Below are 2,908 nucleotides of genomic sequence, written 5' to 3'. Positions count from 1 at the left end.
ATCTCCCCCCCCCCTCCCCTCCGCTGAGACCTGCGATGAAACGGACGCCTGCGTGCAGGCGCGGCGCCTGGATGGCTTCTCTTGGCCCGGACGCTTCGCCTACATCAAGATCGACGTGGAGGGCGCCGAGCAGCTGGTGCTCTCCGGCAGCGAACATCTGCTGCGCACCCAGGCACCGATGGTTTGGAGCTTTGAGCTGCTCAACATCCAGCAGCGCCTCGGCTTCAGCAAAGAGGGCCTGCTCCAGGCCTTTGCTCGCTGGCACTACCGCTTCTTTCTCTACCGCCCCCGCAGCAACACACTGGTGCTTTATGCCGGTAATGCCCACGGCCACTGGCCCCAGCGTCACGACGACAACGTGCTGGCAATTCATGCCAGTGCGGTGGATGGGGTGGCGAGGAGGTTGTGTGGGTTGGAGTGAACGCTGTGGCTGAATCCTCCCGCGCAGGCCGCCGCTATGCGGTGCTCCAGGCTGGCGCCCGCATGCACTACGCCGTGCCAGCCCTGCTGGCCCGCGCTGGTGCCCTGGCGGCGTTCTACACCGACCTGCACAGCTGCCACCGGCCGCTGCAGCTGCTGAAAGCCACCTGGCCCGAGGCCTCCCAGCCCAAACCCCTCAAGACCCTGCTTAGCCGCCAGCTCCCTCCGGATGTTCCTAGGCAGCTGGTGCGAGATCAGCCCCTGGCCAGTCTCAGCTGGGCTCGCGGTGCCCGCGGTGATGCGTTGGTGCTGGAGCGGGCCTGCCGGGAACGCTTTGGCGGTGCCACAGCCCTCTACACCAACTTCATCAACAACGATCTCGATGCGGTGCGGCAGGCCAAAGAGCAAGGGCTGCATGTGGTGCATGAGCTGATAATCGGAGCCGATGTGGGGCGCATCATGCTGGAGGAACGCCGCCGCTATCCCGGCATCGAAGCCGAAGATCGACCTGGTTCCCTACGGCATCCCTGAACACTGGTTTGAGTTGGTGCACGATCCCAAGCCCGGCCGCATCCTGTTTGTGGGCCAGGTCGGCCTGCGCAAGGGCAGTCATGTGTTGGCGGAAGCCTGCCGTTTGCTGAAACGTCGTGGGGTGTCCTTCGAGTGCCGCATAGCCGGCCCGCCTCAGGTGGATATCACGCACCCCCTGTTTGAAGGCCCCACCTATATTGGCCATGTGCCCCGCAACCTGATCCGCGAGGAATTTTGCCGAGCGGACATTTTTGTGTTGCCCACCCTGGCGGAAGGCATGGCTTTGGCGCATCTGGAGGCGATGGCTTGCGGGGTGCCAGTAATCACTAGCCCCCACTGCGGCTCCGTAGTGCGCGATGGCGTGGACGGCTTCATCGTGCCGATCCGTGCTGCTGCTGCTGTGGCGGATCGGCTCCAGCAGTTGCTGGAGGATCGGAACCTGCGCAACCAGCTGGGCGCTTCGGCTCGTGAGCGCGCCTGTGAATTTACCTGGGCCCGCTATGGCGATCGGCTGCTCACTGCACTCGGAGTGAGCTGAGCATGCGTGTGTTGGTGGCCCTGCACCGCATCGGCCCTTACCACCGGGTGCGACTGGTGGCGGCGGTTGAGGCGGGTCTGGAGATCACGGTGGTGCAAACCCGACCCCAGTCCCAGGAGTATCTCTGGAGCTTTGATCCAGCCGGCCCCTATACCCTGGTCAATTACAGGGGCGCTGCCAATCCTGAAGCCGATCCCCCCCTGGATCTGCTGGACGATCAGATGGCTGCCCTGCTCGATCGCAGCAGGCCCGCCGCCATTGTGAGCGTGGGCTGGGCGGATCGGGCCTACCAGCGTCTGCTGCTTCTGGCTCACCGCCGCCGTATCCCTGTGGTCATCGTGAGCGACAGCCGTCAGCGCGATGAACCGCGCTCAGTCGGCAAGGAGTGGATCAAGCGTCAACTGCTGCGGGGCTACGCGGCAGCTCTGGTGGCGGGACAGGAAAGCCTGGCTTACCTGGAAGGCCTGGGATTTCCGCTATCGGCCATCTTTCAGCCCTGGGACGTGGTGGATAACGGCTGGTTCCAGGCTGCCGCTGCCCAGGCCGCTGCCGCTCCTCGCCCGCCACACTTCCTGTGCGTGAGCCGCTTTGTAGAGAAGAAAAACCACAGTGGCTTGCTGCAGGCCTATGCCGCCTACCAGCAGCAAGGCGGGACCTGGGGGCTGCAGCTGGTGGGCAGCGGTCCGCTGCAGGCGGCGATAGAGGCTCAGATCGAAGTTCTGCCCGACCCTGCCCGAGTGCAGTTGCACACCTCTTACCAGCTCGACGATCTCGGCCGTCTTTACGGCCAGGCAAGCGCCTTCGTGCTCGGCAGCAGCAGGGATCAATGGGGCCTGGTGGTGAACGAGGCCATGGCCGCCGGCCTGCCTTGCCTGGTGAGCAACGCCTGCGGCTGCGCCGTGGATCTGATCGAGCACGGCGTCACCGGGTGGTGTTTTGATCCAGGCAACTCCTCAGCCCTCTCGGCCTTACTGCACACGGCGGAGAGACAGTCGCCCCCTTGGCGCCATGCCATGCAGGCTGCCGCCCGCCAGCGGCTCGAGGACTTTTCGCCTGAGCGCTTTGCCACAGGGTTGCAGCATGCAGTGCAATGGGCCCTGCGCCATCCCCGCTTCTCGCGGCGGGCAGCCTTCACCGCCCAGCTGCTTAGCCGCCTCTTCTGAGCCCAATGCCGAATCCCCACCAGCTCAACGCGGAGGAAGCCTTCTGGTTGATCAGCCTGCTGTTGCTCTTCGTGCTGGATCTCAACCGCATCGCCCAGAGTCGGGATCGGCTCGGCTGGCTTCAACCCCTGCCGTTTGTGATGGCCTTCCTCGGCTATTACATCGTGATAGGCCCGCTCGACCGTCTAATCAGCGGTGATTGGACGGATCGGGGCCGCGATTTTCGTTATGCCCTGAGCTATGCTCTGGCCGGGGC

The 2,908-nt window shown here is 64.6% G+C and carries 5 protein-coding genes; all 5 read left to right on the top strand.

Features of this window, described 5'->3' with window-relative positions; genetic code table 11:
• On the top strand, positions 1-421 hold a 421-nt coding region (locus ACIQ2E_RS13825), incomplete at its 5' end, for an FkbM family methyltransferase (protein WP_398331738.1).
• Positions 418-951 carry a hypothetical protein gene (locus ACIQ2E_RS13820; protein WP_398331735.1) on the top strand — a complete coding sequence of 178 codons (534 nt, stop codon included), beginning with the start codon at positions 418-420 and terminating at the stop codon, positions 949-951. The genes ACIQ2E_RS13825 and ACIQ2E_RS13820, both read left to right, overlap by 4 nt.
• Before the next feature lie 16 nt (positions 952-967).
• The gene (locus ACIQ2E_RS13815; RefSeq protein WP_398331733.1) at positions 968-1,489 is read left to right on the top strand and encodes a glycosyltransferase; all 522 of its coding nucleotides are present in this window, start codon (positions 968-970) and stop codon (positions 1,487-1,489) included.
• 2 nt (positions 1,490-1,491) lie between these two features.
• Positions 1,492-2,652, top strand: a complete 1,161-nt coding sequence (locus tag ACIQ2E_RS13810) for a glycosyltransferase family 4 protein (protein WP_398331730.1) — start codon at positions 1,492-1,494, stop codon at positions 2,650-2,652.
• 5 nt (positions 2,653-2,657) lie between these two features.
• On the top strand, positions 2,658-2,908 hold a 251-nt coding region (locus tag ACIQ2E_RS13805), incomplete at its 3' end, for a hypothetical protein (RefSeq protein WP_398331727.1).

This window comes from Vulcanococcus sp., from assembly GCF_044369115.1.
In the GTDB taxonomy this organism is placed as follows: Bacteria; Cyanobacteriota; Cyanobacteriia; order PCC-6307; family Cyanobiaceae; genus Vulcanococcus.
Note: the sequence above shows the minus strand (reverse complement) of the source record. Positions and strands in the feature narration are given on the sequence as shown.

Bases quoted from the DNA above. Each gene is read 5' to 3' on its own strand.
- ACIQ2E_RS13810 (WP_398331730.1), top strand. From the start codon at position 1,492: ATGCGTGTGTTGGTGGCCCTGCACCGCATCGGCCCTTACCACCGGGTG.